Origin of the sequence: Aestuariimicrobium kwangyangense DSM 21549 (genome assembly GCF_000421525.1) — a bacterium.
In the GTDB taxonomy this organism is placed as follows: domain Bacteria; phylum Actinomycetota; class Actinomycetes; order Propionibacteriales; family Propionibacteriaceae; genus Aestuariimicrobium; species Aestuariimicrobium kwangyangense.
Map to the genome: position 1 here is coordinate 1 of NZ_ATXE01000004.1, position 18,292 is coordinate 18,292.

Genomic DNA, 18,292 nt, shown 5'->3' on the forward strand with positions numbered 1-18,292 from the left:
TGCCTTCGGTCGTACGGTGACCGGCGGCTGGGGCAGCGCGGACGTCGGAGGGCCGTGGACACTGAACGGTGGCAGCGCCGCCTTCTCGGTGTCGAGCGGCACCGGGGTCATCACCCTTGCTCCGTCGCAGAACCGGGTGGCACTGGTCAACTCGGTCTCGACGACGGCCACGCTGAGTCAGGTCGACCTCGTCGCCGACCCGTCGACGACGGGGGGCGCCAACCCCCACGTGACGGTGATCGGACGCCAAGTGGGTTCGTCGTACTACGGCGGCCGGGTTCGCTTCGAGGCGACGGGCGCGCTCAGGCTCTACGCCCTGCGGGACGAGACGGCGCTCGGGAGCAGCTACCTGCTGCCCAACGTCACCTACCAGGCTGGCGACGTCGTGCACGTCAAGGTTGAGGTGAGCGGCACCAATCCCACCACGGTGAAGGTGAAGGCGTGGCTGAACGCCGGCACCGAACCCACCGCATGGCAGATCACATCGACCGACTCGACCAGCACCATGCAGGTGGCCGGCTCGGTGGGGGTCAAGGCGACAGTGGGTTCGACGTCGACCAATCCCAGCACCCGGTTCATCTTCGACAACTACAAGGTGACAGCGATCTGATCGATCGGTGGCGACACCTGCACGGGGCCCCGGGCAGCTGCCCGGGGCCCTTGTGTGTTCGCATGTCGGGAGGGCGGCGCCCCGTCAGCGAGCAGCCCCGAGGAGATCGGCCAGGGTCTCCAGCGCTTCACCGATCTGCCTGTGCGAGGCGCGATACACAGCCCGCCGCCTCATGTAGGGATCGGGAAGGTCCATGGGGAGATCCGGCAACAGGAGCAGGTTTCGGTGGGCAGCGGCTTGGTCACGGAGCCACAAGAGCCGATCAGGGCCCTTCGGCAAGGATCCGCACGCCAAGTTCGCAGCGAGCGTCGTGAACTCCAGCAGGGTGAATGTCCTGCCCAGGACCCTGGGCACCCGCTGGACCACAGACGATCGGTGTTGCCTCGTGGCGGTCAGGATCAGGTCGGCGCTCATCACGTCATCATCCTCGAGCCGCCGGGAGGCGAAACCAGTCACGTCGATCCCGTCCCCCGCAAGGAGGGATGCGACGGTCGAGTCGAGCCTTTGACCATCCGTGGCCGCGACGCCCGCGCTGGTGATGCTGACGGGGCCGATCCCCCGCTCGTCCAACAATCGCCTGAACGTCATCTCCGCCGTCGGCGACCTGCAGATGTTCGCCGTGCAGACGAAGAGCACCTGCGCAGGTCGCTGGTCTGAAGTCCGAGCGTCCGTCACCCGATCAGCATAGGGTCGCCAGCCCGACGCGACTCGCCTGCCGGGGGCCTCAACTCTCCTGAAACGCAGAACTGGGACGCCTTGTGGGCGCCCCAGTTCGCTACGTACTACGTGCCGTCAGGGCTTGACCACCGTGAAACTGGCGACCCGCACCTTCACGTTCGAGGACGCGGTGCCTGAAAGGTAGGCCTTGATGCCCACTGTGCCTGCCGACTGGAGAACGGCGGTGGAGTCCTGAGCGGTGAGCGTCCAGGCGGAAGGTTCCGACTGGCCGGCGGCCCAGATCTTCGCCCTGACCGTGGTCGGCGCGGCGCCGGACACCTGCAGCTTGACGTTGAGCTGTTGGCCCGCCACGTACTTCTGAGCCAGGCCGTACGCTGCACCGAGCTGCGTCTCGTCCCTCAGCAGCAGGAGTCGGGCAGATCCGTCGGCACCGACCCGCACTCGAGCCGAGTAGACCGACCCACTCACCTGGCGTCCGATCACGGTCACACTCGCCGCGCCCGCGGTGGGCAGCGAGCCGACTGCCACCGTGGTGGTGGTGGAGGTCGAGGTGGTGGCGATCTTCGGGAGTGTTGCCACCCGATTGTCGGCCGGGTTGAGGCTGACCATTCCGTAGCCGCCGGTCACCGAGAAAGCCGACGAACCTCCGGAAAGGCTCCACGGGTTGCCGCCGTCGGACGATCCCCAGGTGCCGGACAGGGTGCGGTTGAACGCGTCCGAGTCGAGCACACCCGAGGTGGTGGTCGGCGGTGCCACGGTGGTGACGGGAGCGGTGGTCGTGTTGACGAGACCGATCTTCTTGGTACCAGCCGACACCCCGATAAGCGAGGCCACGTCGGAGGGGATGGCCATGGCGGCAGTGGTCTGCGTTGACAAGTCCACCGAGCTCTCGGGGTTGGTGACACAAGCGCTGCTCTGCAGGTTCGTCCAGCCGGAGCCCTTCTTCGCCAGGGCCGCGGTGCTCTGCAGGAACTCCGTGCCGCCTGACACCGGGGCCCCCCAGCCGACCATGTTCAGCTCGGGACTCTGCCGGTACTGGCTGAAGAGGTTCCCGGTGATCGTGGAGTCGAAGTCGGCCATCGGGATCCCGGTGTGGTCATCCTTGCCGAAGATCTGGAAGCGGGCACCACAAGCAAGGACGTTGTTGGCCACCGTGTTGTTCTTCACCAGGAGGCTGTGGGTGGCCGGCGCATTGCTGGGGCGGTTCGTCCAGCGGTCGTCCTGCGCCAGGTACACCCCGAACAGGGTGTAGCCACGGACGTGGTTGTTCATGACCTTGACCGTGTCGGTGTCTCGCAGCTCAATACCCTTGCGGCTGCCGATGACGTCGTTGTTCGCCACAATCCCGCGGGTGGCGGCCTCGAGATTGATGCCCTGCTCCCCGTTATTGACCATCGAGTTGTTGGCGATCAGGACGTCGGAGCTGTAGTTGTCGAACCACAGACCGGCGGAGAGGTAGTTGGCACTGAACAGGTTGTTCGTGATCCTGGCCTTCGCGGCCTTGGTGATCTTCACGCCCGCTGCGACCGGGAGGGTGGGGAACCGTTCGAAGTTGTTCTGGCCGAAGATCGAGTTGGTCACCACCACGTTGTCGGCACGATCCATGCCGAGGCCCATAAGACCGTTGCGCTCCACCGTGAGGTTGCGGATGGTCTTGTTGGACCCACTCAGCGCCAGACCGATGTAGGCGTTGTCGGAAACCACCAGGCGCTCAAAGGTGCCGCCGTCGGGGTCCATCAGAATCGCGGCGCGAGAGGCGGCCGTGACCGCGTAGCGCCTGACACCGAAGCCCTTCAGGTTGACGTTGGTGGTCATGATGCCGATGGCACGGGTGAGATCGCTGGAGACGACTCGCTTGCTGGTGGGGTCGCTTCCGATGACGAGGCGCTTGTTGGCTGAATCAGCGAAGAAGGTGCCGACCTTGACCTCCGCCAACGAGCCGACCTGTGCGAGCGCCGCCCCGTCGATGAAGACCTGGGCGGGGTAAGGAGCGTACGGATAGCCGGGCCGCGTTGCTCCCCCGCTGGAGGCGAAGAACGTCGACCAGGGGGCCACCCAGACCGTTCCGGACTTCGTCCAGTTGGAGACGGCGCGCGAGCCGTCGAACCAGACGACTTCGCGGGGGTAGTTCTGAATGGTCACCTGCTTGGTGACAGTCACGGACTCGTGGTAGGTGCCCGCACGGAGCACCACGGTTCCGCCAGACGGAGCCAGGGCCAGTGCCCGGGCAACGGTCTTCACGGGGCTGGACAAGGACCCGGGGTTGGTGTCAGAGCCGGCATTGCTTGCATAGACGGCACCGGCTGGAGGTGTGTACGAAGCGCTGCCGAGCGACGTGCCTCGGGTGCCGATCACGGCACCGACGTAGGTGTCCGCCGCGACAGCGGGGGTCTTGGGAAGGGCGACCAGGGCGGCGGTGGTGCCGAGGATGAGCACCAGGGCGCGCGAAGTCAGCCTGGAAAGTGGACGAGCCATGGGGGGGTTCCTTGGGGGGAGGAGGTGTTCGGGGGACCCGTCCCATGGTGGGAGGGACCCCCTTGCGGGGCACCTTAGCATTCGCTCTCAGACTCGCCGAAACCGCTCAGGCTCTATTCAGGAACGCCGGCCGCGTCGTCCCTTGCCCTGGTGGGGAGCCGGACCAGCAGACCAACAGCCACCGTGAGCGCGAGCGCCGCCGTGGTGTAGAACGGGCTGAAGAACGCATCCCAGACCACCTGGATGGCCAGGAAGGTGGTCAGCGCCCGGCCGCGACCCTCCGCCAGTCGGGCCGCGCTGTTGCGAAGGACCAGCACGAGCATGGCAAGCAGGAACGCGAGTCCCATGGGTCCGCACCGAAGCCACAGATCGCCCATCACGGAGTGGACCTCAAAGGCGCCACCGAACATGTAGCGCTCGACGTAGCCATTGTTGGCGTCGTAGTTGAGCCGCTCCATCCCCGACTTCGCGGTGTAGATGTCGGCGAAATTGGGTACGACTCCCAGCCCGTAGCCACCGGGCGAGGCCCTGAGCAGGGCCAAAGTGGCACCGATCTCGGGGCGCCCACCCAGGAGCAGCGACCCTGATGAGCGGATCTGGGCCTCACTGCGCAGCTGGGCACCCTCGCCGAGGAAGCCTTGCAGGATGAACGACTGCATCACGAAGTAGGTCATCAACCCCAGGAGCACGATGCTGACGCCCACTCGCAGGGCGGTCGACCGGAGCTGGAGCGCAGCCCTGGCCCGCTGCCAGGACAGGATGAGGAAGGCGGTGGCGAGGATCGAGGCGGCAGAGCGCGAGTCGTTCAAGGCAGACACGAGTGCGAGCAGGACGAGCGCGACCAATTCCCCCGTTCGTGCCTTGACCAGCCAGGCAGCGGCCAGCAGGCAGATCGTGACCGGCAGCGACAGGCTGAACTTCCAGGGGTTGTCGGCGCTCAACCGTGGCAGCACCGACAGCAGCATTCCGGACCCGAACAGGAGCCCCATCCACCCCGACCCCACGACAGATCTGACCCACACGAGAGCACCGGAACCCAGGAGCAACTCGAGGATCAGGACGATCTGAGCCTCAGTGAGTGGGACCGAGATGTGATGTGTCGACGCGTTGACCGAATTGAGCAGTAGGCCATTCAGGATGGCGCCCAGACCTGTCAGGGCCACGACCCCGGATTGGTGCCGGGCAAGGTGCGGCAGCCACACCGGCAGTAGGGCGACCGAGAGTACGAGCGTCAAGGTCAGTGGCCCCGGGAGGGGCAGATGAGCTCCGATTCCCAGTGCCGTGACGGCAGCAACCAGCGAGTCGAGGTGGACCCTGCGAGCCCCGCCCGCGTTGACGCCAGATGCCCGGACGGAGCGATGCGCAATGACTGCCATGGCTCAGGCCGCCTGCCACAGTCGGGCACGGTGGCGGTGGATGTAGAGGGTGAAGGGCACGAGCTGGAAGACCAGGACGCACAGGCAGTTGCTCAGGATGGGCCCGACCACCCCCAGACGTGGTGTCACCACAATGGCCAACAGGAGAGACATTACGGCCATCGCAGCGGTGGGGAGCGCCTGGAAACGAATACCGGGCTTGTCCATGATGAACATGCCCAACGGGTAGAGGCAGGCCTGGATCACGATCATCACACTGAAGGCCATGACGGTGTTGAGATGGACGGGCACCTGACCATTGGTGGTGAAGGCGAACACGGGGCCACGGAGGAGCCCCACCACGACCATGACGGCCAGACTGGCAGCGCCCAGAAGGGCACTGAGCAGGAATGGGCCACTGGTCAATTGCCCGGCTGCCCGGCGGCGGGCATAGCTGGGCCACAGGGCTATCCCGGCGGCGCTGATCATTCCCAAAAAGGCTAGGTAGACCTGCGCGGAGGCGGTGTATTCGGCCAGCTCACCCGTCGTCCCGGATCGGGCCAACACATACCGCTGTGCGGTGATGGACAGTGGCGCCGACAGCAGTTGCGCCATCATCGGCCAACCCACGTCCATGACCCGCACACCGGGATGGTGAGCGGGCTTGAAGACTTGGCGGCAGGCCCTTCCGACCGCTCGTCCCAGGTGCCGGACCGAAGCCGCCATGCCGACAGTGGCAATCACGAAGGCGCCGACATACGACGCCAAGGAGAGGAAAGGGAATGCTCCCGATCCCGAACCGATCAGCACCCACACCAGCAGGAAGTTGATGGGCGCCATCAGCCCCTGGATCAGAATGGTCAGGTGGTTCTTGCGGAGGCCAAGAAGAATGCGCTGCCAGATGCCCAGCGGGACAGCGACGGCCCACACCGACAGACACGTGAACACGACCAACGACGCTCGTGGAAGGAGCCCGGGCTCGCCGAGCAGCCACATCCAACCGCCCGACACCAACAGGACGACATTCAACGCCGTCAGCACGACGGCGAACTTCAGCATGATCCGCCACACCGATGTCAGTGTGTCGGTGACGTGACTGTCATCGTCGGGGGCATCAGCAGTGGCGATGGTGTTGACCAGCGCAGCCCCAGTGCCCAAGTCCTGGAATTGCACCAAGGACGGGAGAACCGTCACCAACGCATACAGCGCGAAGTACTCGACCCCAGCATGACCGAGGATGAGCCGCGCGGTCAGGATGCCGAAGATGGCTGAGGTGAGGGTGGTGAGCCCGCGCGCCGAGAGAGCCTTGAACACCGCCGTCCCTAGTCCACTCTGGCGTCTTGTAGCTCCCGATGTCGGGCGGTCGCGCCGTACTCCCTGCTGTGGTACTTGCTGTCCCGCTGGATGCGCACCCCGTTGACCACCAGACCGAGCACCCTGGCGTGGGTCGAGGTGACCGTGTCAATGGCCGCGAGGAGTGCCCTGGTGGGGGTCTTCTTGGCTCGCGTGACCAGGATCATCCCGTCCGTGTGCGGGGCCAGCCACAGGGCATCACTGACGGCGAGCACCGGCGCAGTGTCGATGATCACGACATCGAACTGTTCCCTCGCCAGCGCCAATGTCTCGTTCAACTGGCCCGACGAGATCAACTGACCGGGATTGGGGGACAGGACCCCTCCGGGCAGGATGCTGAGGTTCTTGTGCCCCCAGGGCTGCACCGCTTCGTCGAATTCACAGTCGTGCACCAGCACGGTCGTCAGGCCGACACCACCCTCGACCCCGGTCAGGTCGGCGATGGAGGGATTGCGCAGGTCGGCGTCGATCACCAACGTGCGTCGCCCCGCCTCGGCAAACGCGACGCCCAGTGCGACCGAGATGCTGGACTTGCCGTCGAACGGTCGCGCCGAGGTGAGGATCATCATCCGCGCGGGCTGGTCGACTGACACGAATCTCAGGCTGGCCGCCACCGCGCGCAGGGCTTCGGCAGCGTGGCCCCGGGGTGCCATGAGAACGCTCTTCGCGAGGTTGGCCTTACGCGCCAATTGGGGCACCTCGCCCAGCACCGGGAGATCCGTCAGGGCCTTGACGTCGTCGGCATTGCGGGGCCGGGAGCGCAGGAGTTCTCGTGTCAGCGCGATGCCCACTGCGAGCACCAATCCGGCCAGGGCGCCGACCATGCCATAGGTCTTGCTGTTGGGCGAGACATACCCCTGCGGCAACGTGGCGGGCGAGATGACCTCCAGACGCACCGCAGGTTCGCTACCGATTTTGGGCGAGAGTTCGTTCACTGCCGCGATCAGCGAATCCGAGGTGGCACCGGCGATGCTCTGCGCTCGCTGGGGCGACGAATCGGTGACAGCGAGCTGGATCACCACGGTGTTGAGCGGGGTCACCACGTTCACCTGCCGCGCCAACTGCCCGGGCGACACCCCCAGGTCAAGCTTGTCGACCACGGGTTGCAGCACGTACGGGGTGGTGGCCAACAGCGCGTACGACTGCACGATGTTCTCGACGTAGTTGGCGCCCTGCACGACCTCACTGGTGTTCTCGCCACGCACGGGCACCACCATCACGGACGCGTAGGAGCGATACTGCTTCGGCAGCGTGTGGGAGTAGAAATACGCGCCGGTGCCCCCGACCACGGCCAAGAGAATGATCAGCAGAAGGTTGCGACGCAGAACATGGACGTACTGGGCAACGGTCATCGGCGTTGTCCCCGGCGGCGCTTGACAGTGTCTCCGCGGACGACTGAACGCTCCATTCAGCACCTTCTGTTCGTGCCATGCGGGATGGCGCCGTGCCGAGCCCGTGCGGAGGTGGTCACCCACAGCCGCGCCGCGAGCCTACACCGCGAGCAATCACAGACCTCACCTTCTCCCCGCCCGCCCCCAGTTGTTACGTGAATGTGAGTTTTGCCAAGCCAACCCACGAACCGGCCCGCCTGACCAGGCCCGAACAAGGAGGATCGTCCGGGCCCCCCGACCCGGACGATCCCCGTCGCAGAATCCCTGACGGGACTCCCTCAGTAGGCACCCTGTGGCAGCAGCACGTGGCGCACGGTCTTGAGGATGATGGACACGTCCTCGCCCAGCGTCCAGTTCTCGACATAGCGCAGGTCGAGACGGATGGCGTCGTCCAGCGAGAGGTCGGAGCGTCCACCGACCTGCCACAGACCGGTGATGCCCGGTTTGATCAGCAACCTGCGCAGGGCGTGTTGCGGGAACGCGTCCAGTTCGCTGGCCAGGTGCGGTCGCGGTCCCACGACGCTCATCCCGCTGCGCAGCACCGTCCAGAACTGCGGCAACTCGTCGAGCGAGTGCTTGCGCAGGAAGGCACCAGTGCGGGTGATGCGCGGGTCGTGCTCCATCTTGAACAACGGCCCTGCTCCGACGGAGAACGCCCTCAGCTCGGCCAGGCGCTTGTCGGCGTCCAGGTGCATGCTGCGGAACTTGTGGATGGTGAAGGTCTCACCGCGCAGCCCGACCCGGGTCTGGCGGTAGATGACCGGGCCACCGTCCTCGAGCTTGATGAGCAGCGCGATCACCCCGAACACCGGCAGGAGCGCCAACAACGCAGCGCCGGCGAAGAGCACGTCGAAGCTGCGCTTCACCACGTACCTGAAGCCCTCGAACTGGGGAAGGGTGACGCGCACGAGGTTGAGTCCCGCCGCCTGCATGAACGACATCCGCTGCCCCGGGACGTCCAGCAGTCTGGGAACCAGCATCACCTCGACCGGGCTGCCCTCCAGCGCGCCGGTGATGCGTGCCACCTCCGGGTCGGAGACCCCACCGGCGACCACCACGGCTGCGCGCGGCATGGGTCGAAGCATCCCGGCCAGCACCTCGACCGGGATCCGCGGCAGCCCAGCCACCGTCAGGCCTGATCCTCCCCCACTGGGAAGGCAGACCCCGATGGGACGGTAACCCGCCGCCGGATTCGACTCCAGCTGCTTCAGCATGGGGGCGACGTCGTCCTGACCGCCGACCACCACGGTGGGCACCATGTTCTCGCCCCGCGCCCTCGACCGCGCGAGCCTGCCTCGCAACAGCCACCTCTCGGTGAGCAGCAACCCGCCGCCGACGAGGAACGAGTTGAGCAGGAAGAGCCTCGAGACGTCCAGGTCGAGCACCCAGCCCGTGATCGCGACGGCTCCCAGCGCCCGCACCGACGCGACCATGACAAGTCGGTACTCGCGGGGGCCCGCCCCCATCACCGTGAGCCGACGGCTGTCGACCAGCCCGAGCGCCAGCAGCCAGACCAGTCCCGTGAAGACGGCAACCATGGTCGGCGTCAGGCTGGAATGAGCGAGATGGAGTCCGTCCCGGCCCCTCGTCCACACCAGCGTGGCCAGGGTCATGGTGAAAGCCAACGCACCCGCGTCTGCCGCCAGAGCGGCCAGGTGCAGGCGACGTGGCCACGACAACGGTGTGGCCCAGGCCCGAAGCTTCGCCGGGCGCGACAAACGCCCGACTTCGAAAAGTGCACTCGCACTGTTGATCGTTGTCATTGCGCCGCCCCCGCGACACAACGACAGAATTGTCCCCACATGTGGCGTTCCCCCCGGATCACCTTCATGCCGCCCACGGATCAAGATCCCGGCAGCGTGTGCCTCACGGCACCCCCCTGAGTCACGAAGCGTACACCGACCCGAGGGTCACGCGAACCCAACGCGCGCAGATTGCTCAAAATCTCACGCCTTGACCGTCAGCGCTTGTCAGCTCGACTACCTAGCCAGCTCGTGGGCCGCAGCCGTGCCCGCCGCCAGCGACGACGACCTGTTGGTGCGCCCGGGGTTCAGGGCAGGGGAAAAGGGAATTCCTCGAACAGCCGCTCGTACTCGGCAAGGTCCTTCTTGGTGAGCCGTCCAAACGGCGCCAGCTCAAGGGTTCGCTTCCCAGGACGACCGGAGCGCGCCCAGGTTCCCACCACCCGTCCGCCGCCCACCAGAGACTTCTTGAACACCCCGTTGTTACCGGGCACGAGCAGGTGGTGCTCGCTCGAAGACATCGCGAACAATCGGTCCTGGTAGCCCAGCACGAACTCGTCGAAGCCCGGCAGCAGCAGTCGCGTTCCGGTGCTCTCCGGGTGGTCGGAGCTGTCGGGGCCGCCGAGCCGTTCGGCCAGTTCGTCGGCCAGTCCCGGGCGCGCAAAGCGGACCTCGCCGTCCTGCTCGGGCCCAGCCCCAGTGAACCTCTCGACCTCGTGTTCGATGAGGGTGAAGGCGGGTCTGATGTCGCGCTGCGGCAGCTTCGTCCACCACGCGAAGTCGCGCAGGGTCGCCGGACCGTGGCTGGTGAGGTAGCGCCTCAGCAGTTCGGCCGTCGCAGCTGTGCGGTCGCCGTTGAATCGACTCTCGAGGTCGCCACCCGCTGGCAGCTTGTCGCGCCCCACCACGTTCTGGTCGACACCGTTCCAGGGGCCGTAGACGACCTCACCACGCCCGATCAGATGTGACAGCACGTGGTAACCGCGCCCCGCGTCAGTGGGCACGCCCACCTCGTCCCAGTGCTGCATCAGGCCAGCCCGCGGTAGGCCACGTTCATGTGCGGTGAGCACCTTGGCGGTGAGTGCGGAGGCCACCTCGACGTGGTCCTCGTGCAGGTCGAGCTGGCCGCGGCGAGCGGCCTGTGCCCGAAGCATCGGTGCGTTGCACAACTGTGAGACCCAGGCAACGTCGTCGGCCGCCATCAGGAAGACGGTGCCCCGCATGGGGTAACCCCGCACCAAGCGGCCGGCGTCCAGGTCGGCGATCACCTGCTCGGCGGTGCCATCTCGGGTGCGCAGGGCAGCTGACGCGATGGCGCCGGGCAGATCCTGCCCCTGCATCGCGCCATGGGCCCGCACGGCCTCGGTCGGCGTGGCGTACGGACGGGTGACCAGCCCCTGGGCCAGCAGGCGGGCTCGTCCGAGGTGGGTGTCGACCATGATGGGAAGGCTAACTGGCTCCCCTGACAACCCGTGGCCCGGTGGGACGAACAACGGGCCGCCACCCGGAGGAGGCGACCCGCTGGTCAGGATGCTGAGTTGTCACATGGTCACGAGGAGAGGCTCAGGCCTCAGCGTCCTCGGCCTTGATCTTCGACGGATCCAGGTTGACCCCGGGGCCCATCGTCGACGAGATGGTGATCCGCCTGATGTAGCGACCCTTCGAGGTCGACGGCTTCAGACGCAGCACCTCGTCGAGCGCCGAGAAGTAGTTCTCGGTCAGCTGCTCCGCGGTGAACGAGGCCTTGCCGATCAGGAAGTGCAGGTTGGCGTGGCGATCGACACGGAACTCGATCTTGCCGCCCTTGATGTCGCTGACGGCCTTGGCCACGTCCATGGTGACGGTGCCGGTCTTGGGGTTCGGCATCAGGCCACGGGGGCCGAGCACGCGACCCAGACGACCAACCTTGCCCATCATGTCGGGGGTCGCCACGACGGAGTCGAAGTCGAGGTAGCCGCCAGCCACCTTCTCGATCAACTCGTCAGCGCCAACCTCGTCGGCGCCCGCGGCGCGAGCGTCCTCGGCCTTCTCGCCGGTGGCAAACACGAGGACCCGTGCCGTCTTGCCGGTTCCGTGCGGAAGGTTGACCGTGCCGCGGACCATCTGGTCGGCCTTGCGGGGGTCGACACCGAGTCGCATGGCGACGTCGATGGTCTCGTCGAACTTCGCCGCAGCGCCCTGCTTGACGAGATCAACAGCCTGCTCCGCGGAGTACAGCTGGTCTTCGTCAATCTTCTCGGCAGCGGCGTTGTAAGCCTTGCTTCGCTTCATGCTGGTTCCTTTCATGTCAGCCTCGTGGGCTGATCCACCAGTTCTGGTGCGGGCGCGAGGCCCTCCCAGGGGGATGTGGGGTGCACCCGGGACTCGTCCAAGGTGCGGGTGGGTTGAGCGAGTGCTCAGCCCTCGACGGTCACGCCCATCGAACGAGCGGTGCCGGCGACGACCTTCATGGCGGCCTCAACGTTGTTGGCGTTCAGGTCGGGCATCTTGGTCTCGGCGATCTCGCGCACCTGGGCCTGGGTCAGCTTGCCGACCTTGGTCTTGTGCGGGGTGGGCGAGCCCTTGTCGAGTCCGGCGGCCTTCTTGATCAGCTCGGCGGCCGGCGGGGTCTTCAGCACGAAGGTGAACGTGCGGTCCTCGTAGATGGTGATCTCGACGGGGATGACGTTGCCGCGCTGGGCCTCGGTCTGGGCGTTGTAGGCCTTGCAGAACTCCATGATGTTGACACCGTGCGGACCGAGGGCGGTACCGACCGGAGGAGCAGGAGTGGCTGCGCCAGCCTTGAGTGCGACCTTGACGAGGGCCGCAACCTTCTTCTTGGGAGGCATGGTTGTGGGTCCTTTTCTTGCTTGCCGGCGTGGACGGGTGCCCACACCGTGATGACTCGGACGAGAGCCCGGGTCGGGTGGTGGTCGGATCCCCGAAGGGTTGGCGGTCCGACCGGCGTGAACTCAGTTTCTTCCGAAACCCTCAGATCTTCTGGATCTGGGGGAAGGTCAGGTCGACCGGAGTCTCCCGACCCAGAATCTCCACCAGAGCCTTCAGGCGCTGGGTGTTCACGTTGATCTCGGTGATGGTGGCCTGGACGCCGGCGAACGGTCCGTCCACGACCTCGACGGAGTCACCGACGGTGTAGTCGACGACCTCGATCTTGCGCTTCTGCTTGCGTGAGGGCTTGCCCGACTGCTCGGCATTCACGCGAGCGATGACCGACGGGGTGAGCATGCGCTCGACCTCGTCGAGGCTGAGCGGCACCGGCTGGGTGGCGTGGCCGACGAAACCGGTCACCGAAGGGGTGTGGCGGACGACGCCCCAGGCCTCGTCGGTCATGTCCATGCGCACCAGCACGTAGCCGGGCAGCACGCAGCGGGTGACCGTCTTCTTGGTGCCGTTGCGCATCTCGACGACCTCTTCGGTCGGCACGACGCTCTCGTAGATGTAGTCCTCGACCTCGAGGGAGGTGACGCGGGCGTCGAGGTTCTGCTTCACCCGGTTCTCCATACCCGAGTAGGTGTGGATGACGTACCACTCCCCCACCTTGGTGCGCAGTTCCTCGCGGAGTTCGGCGAGGGCGGCCACGGTGGCGGCGTCCTCGTCGTCGTCATCGTCGTCCTGGGTCTCCTCGGCCGACGGTTCGGCGTCCTCACCGAAGTTCAGGTCGATGCCGCTGTCGGTCTCCTCGGCGTCGTCACCGAAGTCGAGGTTGAGTTCGGTGTCGTCGGACGCGGCCTCCTCGGATGCGTCGGCGTCGAACTGGTCCAGGTCGATCTCGAAGTCAGGGGTTGACTCCTCAGCAGCCTCGGGCTGGTGGGAGTCGGCGTTCGCGAAATCAGGGTCGTTGGTCATCTCGTCTTCTTCCGTTGTCAGCCGATTCAGGGTTTGCCAGCGCCGAAGAGCTTCAGCACGACCCACCCGAAGGCGAAGTCCAGCAGACCCACGTAGGCGATGATGATGAGCACGAACACCAGCACCACGGCGAAGTACTGACGCAACTGGTCGCCGGTCGGCCACAGCACCTTGCGCAGCTCGGCCACCGACTGGTTGACGAACACGCCGGGAGTGGTGCGGGCTGACTTCTCGGCCGCGGCCACGTCACGCCTGCGGGTCGAGGTGCCCTTCTTGGCGGTCACGGCCGACTCGGGCTGCTTGCGAACCGGACGAGAACTGCGGGCGGCCGCAGCAGGAGTCGAGGTCAGCTGCTCCGCGTCGTCGGCCACAGTCAGCTCCTGGGCCTCGTGGGAGGCATCGGGGCCGTGCTGCTCAGCCGCCTCGGGTGCACCGGTGTCGACGGGCTCGCGCTCGTCCGGTGACGAGGGGGTGTCGTCGGCCACGATGTTCCTTCGGTAGTGCCTTTCGGCTTGGTGCTGACTGGTCAGCAGGATCATCTCGATCCTGCCTCGCAGGGCAAGAGGGACTTGAACCCCCAACCTGCGGTTTTGGAGACCGCTGCTCTGCCAATTGAGCTATTGCCCTTCGGTGACGACGCTGACCGACGGGTCGGACCGGCGGAGCCACCAAGGGATCAGTGTAGGCGAATTGGTGCGGGCCGTCGAACCGACGCAGTGGCGGTCAGCTGCCGTACTTGGCTGCGTACTGGTCCATGGTGTCGGTCTGCATGGCCTTCGCCAGTTCCGCCAGCCCCACCTTGTCGACCACATCGATCGACTGGCCGTCCTTGGAGGTGCCGAAGCCGTCGATGGGCGCCTGCAGCGAGTGGATGCCCGTCTCGGGGTTGACCCGCAACTGCGTGGCGACGGAGCGGATGGTCTTGGAGTCGAGGTCCTCGCTGACCGTCATGCAGGCCGCGAAGGTGTCGACCGTCTTTCCGAACTTCACGGGGTTGGCGATCGTCTCGGGGGTCATCGTCTTCTTGAGGATCGCCTGGACGACATCTCGCTGCCGCTGCGCACGGTCGAGGTCACCGCGCTGCAGGTCGTGGCGCTCCCGCACGTAGGCCAGTGCCTGCTTGCCCTGGATCGTGATCTGCCCCTCGGGGAAGGTGAAGCCGTCGGACTTCGAGGCCTGCTTGTTGTAGACACTCACCCCTCCGAGCACGTCGGTGAGCTTGATGAAACCCTCGAAGTCGATCACGGCTGCGTGCTGCATGCGCACGGCCAGCATCGACTCGAGCGTGGCGATGGTCAACGGCGGACCTCCCCACGCGTAGGCAGCGTTGATCTTGGCCTGCCCCTTCCCCGGGACGGTGACCCACATGTCACGGGGGAAGGAGACCAGGTAGACGTCCTTGCGGTCACCCGACAGGTAGGCCACCATCAGCGAGTCGGAGCGTCCCTGGTCGGATCCCCGCGAGTCGGAGCCCATCAGCACGAAGGTCATCGGCTGGCCCGAGGCGGTCCTGTTCGTCGGATCGGCGGGACGCGGCGTCCCGTCCACCCCCTGCTCGGACGGCATGATCGATGGGTTGCGGCTCACGTGGTCGATCGCGCGGCTGACCCGGGTCAGGTAGTAGGCGAAGACCGCCCCGCCGGCCAGCAACAGCACCAGCAACACGGAGAAGAAGACGGTCGCGAACCGGCGCCCCTTGCGCCGCTGGTGTCGCGCCGCGGATCGTTCTTCGGCGGTGCCGTCGTCCGCGAGTCGCGCTCGTTCGTCGTCGGGGCTGGTCATCTCAGTCCTTAGGGTTCGGGGCCTACTGGCTGGGGGCGGCCTCGTGGGTTGCTGCTTGATGCGTGGGGTCCTGCTCGAGAGCAGCCACCAACACGCAGGTGGCCAGTCCGTCCATGGCTTCGGTCAACTCGCCCAGCGAGGGGAAGGTCGGCGCGATCCGGATGGTGCGATCGTACGGGTCGTGCCCAAGAGGGTGGGAGGCACCCGCCGGAGTGAGGGCGATGCCCGCTTCCTTGGCGAGGGCGACGACGCGGGTGGCGGTGCCGGGCACCACGTCGAGGGTGACGAAATAGCCACCAGCCGGCTTGGTCCAGGTGGCGACCCCGTACTTGCCGAGTCGGCGTTGCAGGGTCTCGAGCACGAGCGCGAACTTGGGCTCGATCAGCGCGCGGTGCTTGCGCATCAGCGCGCGCACGCCATCGGCGTTCCTGAACCAGGTGGCGTGGCGCAGCTGGTTGACCTTGTCGGGCCCGATCGCGCGCTTGCCGTAGTGGCTGAGGTACCAGTCGAGGTTGGCCCTCGAACCGCCCATGAAGGCGACCCCGTCGCCGGCGAAGGTGACCTTCGAGGTCGAGGCGTAGGTGAAGACCCGGTCGGGATGGCCCTCCTCGGCGGCCAGGGAGATCACGTCCAGCGGCACGGGCTCGTCCGCGGTGAGGTGGTGCAGGGCATAGGCGTTGTCCCACATGATGCGGAAGTCGTCGGCAGCCGGCATCGACAACAGCGCCCGCGTGGTGGCCTCGTCGAAGGTGACGCCCGTGGGGTTGGCGTACATGGGTACCGCCCACATGCCCTTGACCGACGGGTCGGCGGCGAGCTCACGCACCTCGTCGAGGTCGGGTCCGTGGTCACCCAGGTTGACCGGGATCATCTCGATGCCCAGGTCCTGGCAGATCGCGAAGTGGCGGTCGTAGCCGGGTACGGGGCAGATGAACTTGACCTTTTGGCGGGCCCACGGCTCACCGCCAGCCAGCCCGTGCAGCATCGCGAAGGCGATGGTGTCGTGCATCAGCGACAGGCTGGAGTTGTCGCCGGCCAGCAGCAGGTCAGGGGTGGTGTTGAGCAGTTCGGCGAAGATCTGGCGCAGTTCGATCAACCCGTTCAGGCCGCCGTAGTTGCGCACATCGGTGCCGTCGGCCGACTTGGGCGAGATGGGCGTGGTGAGCAGGGCGTTCGAGAGGTCGAGTTGCGAGGACGAGGGCTTGCCGCGCGTGATGTCGAGCTTCAGCCCGCGAGCCTTCAGCTCCTCGTACAGCGACAACTGCTGCTCGGCGAGGTCGGCCCGCTGGTCTGCGGAAAGATCTGCGAATGCGCTCATGCGCCCATTGTCGGTCATGGCGTCAGTGTCGCAGAAGTGCGCACCGGCGACGGGACGAAGCCGTGGCCGTGGAAGGCGCACCCGGGTGGGGGGTACCGGGACCCGGACGATCGCCATTCGCTGGTCGCCCGGGTCACCAACTCACAGGCTGCAGCCGACCAGCACCGGTTCGGGTACGAGCACGACCCCGAACGCCTGACTGACTCCGTCACGCACCGTGCGGGCGAGGGTGAGCACGTCGGCAGCGGTGGCATCGGAGTGGTTGGTCAGGGCCAAGGTGTGTTTGGACGACAACCTGGCTCTGCCCGAACCCAGGTCGGCACCGAAGCCCTTGTCGAACCCGGCGTGCTGGATCAGCCAGGCGGCCGAGGTCTTGACGAGGCCGTCGAGCTGGGGGTAGCGGGGTGCGTCCTCGGGCAGATCGGCGGCCTGCTCGGGTGAGAGCAGGGGGTTGGTGAAGAAGGAGCCGGCACTCCACGAGTCGCGGTCATCGGGGTCGACGACCATGCCCTTCGAGCGGCGGATGGCGAGCACGGCCTCGCGCACCCGGGTCAGTGGGGCCCGATGGCCGACGTCCACCCCCAGGGCACGGGCGAGTTCGGGGTAGCGGATGGGCATCGACAGGTCGCCCAGTTCGAACTGGAAGCTCACCTGCAGCACCACGTACCGCTCCGGCTCGCGCTTGAAACGGCTGGTGCGGTAGCCGAAGTCGCAGTCGGAGGCAGCAAAGCTCGCCACCTTGTTCTGCTGGCGGTCCCACGTGCGCACCCGAGCGATCGTCTGGCTCACCTCGGTTCCGTAGGCGCCGACGTTCTGGATGGGTGTCGATCCGACCAGCCCGGGGATGCCCGAGAGCGCCTCGACGCCGATCCACTGCTTGGCCACGGCGAACGCGACCAGGTCGTCCCAGCTCTCACCGGCGTTGACGGTGACGAAGGCCCCTCCACAGTCACTCACCTGGGCCGTGATGCCCCGCCACGCGATCTTGACGACGGTGCCCGGGAAGCCCTCGTCGGCCACCAGCAGGTTGGAGCCGCCCGAGAGCACCATCACCGGCACCCCGTCACGATCGGCCGCGCTGACCGTCTCGATGATCTGCGCCTCGGTGGTGGCGCGCACGAACGTCCGCGCCGGGCCCCCGACCCGGAAGGTGGTGTGGTCGGCCAACCGTGGGCTCGACGAGGTGTCGGTGGCCGGCCCCTGCGTGTCGACCTGGTCGGTGATCCGGCAGCTGTCGGCCTGCATCGAGGTCTCGAGGGTGTCGTCCCGGAACTCGTCCGTGGTGGACGACGCGGGAGTGACTGTGATGGGTCCATCGTTCATGCGCGCACCTCAACCTTCGCGTTGCCGAGAACTGTCTGGTCGTCCAGCGAGACCTCGAGCTGGACGACGGCCAGGTCGTCGACCACCGTGACCACCCGGCCCGCGATGGTGATCGCGGTGCCCTCGGCCGTGTCGGGGACGGGGACGGGGCGGGTGAATCGGACGAAGTAGCCGGCAAGGTCGTCGGGGGTACGTCCGGTGCTCTCCAGCCAGGCGCTGACCTCGCTGAGGGCCCGGCCCATCGTCCACATGCCGTGGGCGATGGGGGTGTCCAGACCGAGCTCACGAGCGGCACGGTCGGAGTGGTGGATCGGGTTGAAGTCGCCCGACGCACCCGCATAGCGCACGAGGTCGGTGCGGGTGACGCGGACCTCGACGGGTCCGAAACCGTCACCCTCGGTCAGGGGCGTACGTGCCAT

The 18,292-nt window shown here is 66.6% G+C and carries 15 protein-coding genes, 1 tRNA gene and 1 pseudogene; 1 reads left to right on the forward strand and 16 read right to left on the reverse strand.

Features of this window, described 5'->3' with window-relative positions; translation table 11 throughout:
* Window positions 1-610, forward strand: a pseudogene (locus H507_RS17980) (hypothetical protein); the annotation flags it as partial.
* Between the two features lie 84 nt (window positions 611-694).
* Here the strand turns inward: H507_RS17980 and H507_RS0112000 are convergent.
* The 16 genes from H507_RS0112000 to H507_RS0112075 all read right to left on the reverse strand — a co-directional run bounded on the left by H507_RS0112000 (window position 695) and on the right by H507_RS0112075 (window position 18,292).
* Window positions 695-1,246 carry an arsenate reductase/protein-tyrosine-phosphatase family protein gene (locus H507_RS0112000; protein WP_051139816.1) on the reverse strand — a complete coding sequence of 184 codons (552 nt, stop codon included), beginning with the start codon at window positions 1,244-1,246 and terminating at the stop codon, window positions 695-697.
* A 156-nt stretch (window positions 1,247-1,402) separates the two neighbouring features.
* Window positions 1,403-3,763, reverse strand: coding sequence for a right-handed parallel beta-helix repeat-containing protein (locus H507_RS0112005; RefSeq protein WP_022910946.1), 2,361 nt, complete (start codon window positions 3,761-3,763; stop codon window positions 1,403-1,405).
* A 113-nt stretch (window positions 3,764-3,876) separates the two neighbouring features.
* Window positions 3,877-4,752: a hypothetical protein gene (locus H507_RS16630; protein WP_157438979.1), complete on the reverse strand. Its 876-nt coding sequence runs from the start codon at window positions 4,750-4,752 to the stop codon at window positions 3,877-3,879.
* Between the two features lie 390 nt (window positions 4,753-5,142).
* Window positions 5,143-6,432 carry a lipopolysaccharide biosynthesis protein gene (locus tag H507_RS0112015; RefSeq protein WP_022910948.1) on the reverse strand — a complete coding sequence of 430 codons (1,290 nt, stop codon included), beginning with the start codon at window positions 6,430-6,432 and terminating at the stop codon, window positions 5,143-5,145.
* An 8-nt stretch (window positions 6,433-6,440) separates the two neighbouring features.
* Entirely contained in the window at window positions 6,441-7,823 is a 1,383-nt protein-coding gene (locus H507_RS16635) for a tyrosine-protein kinase domain-containing protein (protein WP_022910949.1), read from the reverse strand.
* Window positions 7,824-8,140: 317 nt separating this feature from the next.
* A complete protein-coding gene (locus H507_RS0112025) occupies window positions 8,141-9,625 on the reverse strand; it encodes a sugar transferase (protein WP_084707824.1) in 1,485 nt (494 codons plus the stop codon).
* Window positions 9,626-9,912: 287 nt separating this feature from the next.
* The gene (locus H507_RS0112030) at window positions 9,913-11,043 is read right to left on the reverse strand and encodes a winged helix DNA-binding domain-containing protein (protein WP_022910951.1); all 1,131 of its coding nucleotides are present in this window, start codon (window positions 11,041-11,043) and stop codon (window positions 9,913-9,915) included.
* A 124-nt stretch (window positions 11,044-11,167) separates the two neighbouring features.
* Entirely contained in the window at window positions 11,168-11,875 is a 708-nt protein-coding gene (rplA, locus tag H507_RS0112035) for a 50S ribosomal protein L1 (RefSeq protein WP_022910952.1), read from the reverse strand.
* A 125-nt stretch (window positions 11,876-12,000) separates the two neighbouring features.
* Window positions 12,001-12,432, reverse strand: coding sequence for a 50S ribosomal protein L11 (gene rplK / locus H507_RS0112040; RefSeq protein ID WP_022910953.1), 432 nt, complete (start codon window positions 12,430-12,432; stop codon window positions 12,001-12,003).
* Between the two features lie 142 nt (window positions 12,433-12,574).
* Entirely contained in the window at window positions 12,575-13,450 is an 876-nt protein-coding gene (nusG, locus tag H507_RS0112045; protein WP_022910954.1) for a transcription termination/antitermination protein NusG, read from the reverse strand.
* A gap of 26 nt (window positions 13,451-13,476) precedes the next feature.
* Window positions 13,477-13,989: a preprotein translocase subunit SecE gene (gene secE, locus H507_RS18425; RefSeq protein ID WP_084707825.1), complete on the reverse strand. Its 513-nt coding sequence runs from the start codon at window positions 13,987-13,989 to the stop codon at window positions 13,477-13,479.
* A gap of 15 nt (window positions 13,990-14,004) precedes the next feature.
* Window positions 14,005-14,077: transfer RNA gene (locus tag H507_RS0112055), tRNA-Trp, on the reverse strand.
* A gap of 96 nt (window positions 14,078-14,173) precedes the next feature.
* The gene (locus tag H507_RS16645; protein WP_022910955.1) at window positions 14,174-15,232 is read right to left on the reverse strand and encodes an LCP family protein; all 1,059 of its coding nucleotides are present in this window, start codon (window positions 15,230-15,232) and stop codon (window positions 14,174-14,176) included.
* A gap of 22 nt (window positions 15,233-15,254) precedes the next feature.
* Window positions 15,255-16,550, reverse strand: a complete 1,296-nt coding sequence (locus tag H507_RS16650; protein WP_022910956.1) for an aspartate aminotransferase type Ic — start codon at window positions 16,548-16,550, stop codon at window positions 15,255-15,257.
* A 141-nt stretch (window positions 16,551-16,691) separates the two neighbouring features.
* The gene (locus H507_RS0112070) at window positions 16,692-17,873 is read right to left on the reverse strand and encodes a UDP-N-acetylmuramate dehydrogenase (protein WP_022910957.1); all 1,182 of its coding nucleotides are present in this window, start codon (window positions 17,871-17,873) and stop codon (window positions 16,692-16,694) included.
* Window positions 17,870-18,292 (reverse strand): MaoC/PaaZ C-terminal domain-containing protein, encoded by a 423-nt coding sequence (locus H507_RS0112075; RefSeq protein WP_022910958.1) that lies wholly within the window; start codon window positions 18,290-18,292, stop codon window positions 17,870-17,872. Before H507_RS0112075 ends, H507_RS0112070 begins: the two co-directional genes overlap by 4 nt.

Coding starts and splice junctions, on each gene's coding strand:
- H507_RS0112005 (WP_022910946.1), bottom strand. CDS start 3,763: ATGGCTCGTCCACTTTCCAGGCTGACTTCGCGCGCCCTGGTGCTCATC.
- H507_RS16630 (WP_157438979.1), bottom strand. CDS start 4,752: ATGGGGCTCCTGTTCGGGTCCGGAATGCTGCTGTCGGTGCTGCCACGG.
- H507_RS16635 (WP_022910949.1), bottom strand. CDS start 7,823: ATGACCGTTGCCCAGTACGTCCATGTTCTGCGTCGCAACCTTCTGCTG.
- H507_RS0112025 (WP_084707824.1), bottom strand. CDS start 9,625: ATGACAACGATCAACAGTGCGAGTGCACTTTTCGAAGTCGGGCGTTTG.
- H507_RS0112030 (WP_022910951.1), bottom strand. CDS start 11,043: ATGGTCGACACCCACCTCGGACGAGCCCGCCTGCTGGCCCAGGGGCTG.
- rplA (WP_022910952.1), bottom strand. CDS start 11,875: ATGAAGCGAAGCAAGGCTTACAACGCCGCTGCCGAGAAGATTGACGAA.
- rplK (WP_022910953.1), bottom strand. CDS start 12,432: ATGCCTCCCAAGAAGAAGGTTGCGGCCCTCGTCAAGGTCGCACTCAAG.
- nusG (WP_022910954.1), bottom strand. CDS start 13,450: ATGACCAACGACCCTGATTTCGCGAACGCCGACTCCCACCAGCCCGAG.
- secE (WP_084707825.1), bottom strand. CDS start 13,989: ATGATCCTGCTGACCAGTCAGCACCAAGCCGAAAGGCACTACCGAAGG.
- H507_RS16645 (WP_022910955.1), bottom strand. CDS start 15,232: ATGACCAGCCCCGACGACGAACGAGCGCGACTCGCGGACGACGGCACC.
- H507_RS16650 (WP_022910956.1), bottom strand. CDS start 16,550: ATGAGCGCATTCGCAGATCTTTCCGCAGACCAGCGGGCCGACCTCGCC.
- H507_RS0112070 (WP_022910957.1), bottom strand. CDS start 17,873: ATGAACGATGGACCCATCACAGTCACTCCCGCGTCGTCCACCACGGAC.
- H507_RS0112075 (WP_022910958.1), bottom strand. CDS start 18,292: ATGGCACGTACGCCCCTGACCGAGGGTGACGGTTTCGGACCCGTCGAG.